Origin of the sequence: Saccharibacillus endophyticus (assembly GCF_013185185.1) — a bacterium.
GTDB lineage: Bacteria > Bacillota > Bacilli > Paenibacillales > Paenibacillaceae > Saccharibacillus > Saccharibacillus endophyticus.
Map to the genome: position 1 here is coordinate 1 of NZ_JAAZWE010000017.1, position 1,688 is coordinate 1,688.

The window sequence follows — 1,688 nt, forward strand, 5'->3', positions numbered from 1 at the left end:
CGCGCAAACGGCGGAAGGCGCGATGAACGAAGTCAGCTCGATGCTGGGCCGGATGAAAGAACTGAACGTGCAAAAAGAAAACGGTACGTACGGTTCGGGAGATAAAGCGAATATCGATTCCGAGTTGGATGCTTTGGGATCGCAGATCGACAGCATCATGACCAACACGAAATTCAACGGCATCAACATTACTTCTACAGTTTCTGTTCAAGCCGACGATTCCAGTTTCAAAATTTCGATTACAGGCGTAAACACAGGTGGTTTTGCGGGCCTTAGTAAAGGTACTTCGCTGTCTAACGTAAGCGGAGCGATCGAAAAAGTGGCTACGCAGCGTGCAAACCTCGGTGCGGTACAAAACCGTCTGGAATACACGTCCAACAACTTGGGAACGACCGTAGAAAACCTGACGGCATCCGAGTCGCGGATCCGCGATACGGACATGGCGAAAGAAATGGTCGCTCTGTCGAAGAATAACATTCTCTTGCAAGCTTCGCAGTCGATGCTGGCGCAAGCCAACCAATCGCCGCAAGGCGTATTGTCGCTGCTTCGTTAAGTTCGAAAAGCTTTTGCTTGGAAAGACCCTGCTTATGCAGGGTCTTTCCTTTTTTTAACCGGGAAGCATCGATTTAAATTCTTCGCGGCTCTTCAAAACGGTTGACGAACCGTCGATATAATTAACAAGGCGAGATACAGGGCAGATTGCCGCATGTCTCAGCTTAGCCAACCACACGGATGTGGGAATAACCAATTCAGGGAGGAAATATCATCATGATTATCAACCACAATATTCAGGCCGTAAACACGCACCGCAACATGGGGCTGAACAGTGCCGCAGCAAGCAAGAACATGGAAAAACTGTCTTCGGGTCTTCGCATCAACCGTGCGGCGGACGACGCGGCGGGCCTGTCGATCTCGGAAAAAATGCGCGGCCAAATCCGCGGTTTGGAACAAGCGCAGCGCAACGTGCAGGACGGCATTTCGTTCGCGCAAACTGCGGAAGGCGCAATGAACGAAGTCAGTTCGATGCTGGGCCGGATGAAAGAACTGAACGTGCAGAAAGAAAACGGCACGTACGGCGACGGAGACAAGTCGAACATCAACTCCGAGTTGGATGCACTGGGCGATCAAATCGACAGCATCATGTCCAACACAAAGTTTAACGGTATCGGCATCAAAGGCGCGACTTCGAGCGTATCGGTTCAAGCCGACGATTCCAGTTTCAAAATCACGATCAACAAGATTGATACTGACGGATTCAGCGGTCTTGACAAAAGCACGTCGCTTACTGACATCAGTTCGGCGATCGAAAAAGTGGCTACGCAGCGCGCAAACCTCGGTGCGGTACAAAACCGTCTGGAATACACGTCCAACAACTTGGGAACGACCGTGGAAAACCTGACGGCATCCGAGTCGCGCATCCGCGATACGGACATGGCGAAAGAAATGGTTGCTCTGTCGAAGAACAACATCCTGCTGCAAGCTTCGCAGTCGATGCTCGCGCAAGCCAACCAATCGCCGCAAGGCGTATTGTCGCTGCTTCGTTAAGTTCGAAAAGCTTTCGCTCGGAAAGACCCTGCTTATGCAGGGTCTTTTCTTTTTTTAATCGGGAATCATCGATTTAAATTCTTCGCGGCTCTTCAAAACGGTTGACGAACCGTCGATATAATTAACAAGGCGAGATACAGGGC

Annotated in this window: 2 protein-coding genes; both read left to right on the forward strand. The window is 50.6% G+C overall.

Features of this window, described 5'->3' with window-relative positions; all coding sequences use genetic code 11:
• Positions 1 to 553, forward strand: a 553-nt coding sequence (locus HRQ63_RS25695) for a flagellin (protein WP_172247953.1), incomplete at its 5' end; no start/stop codon positions are given.
• Positions 554 to 768: 215 nt separating this feature from the next.
• A complete protein-coding gene (locus HRQ63_RS25700) occupies positions 769 to 1,545 on the forward strand; it encodes a flagellin N-terminal helical domain-containing protein (RefSeq protein ID WP_172247954.1) in 777 nt (258 codons plus the stop codon).
• Positions 1,546 to 1,688 lie beyond the last annotated feature (143 nt).

What these genes read in the sequence shown, in the direction of transcription:
- HRQ63_RS25700 (WP_172247954.1), top strand. Translation starts at nt 769, where the DNA reads ATGATTATCAACCACAATATTCAGGCCGTAAACACGCACCGCAACATG.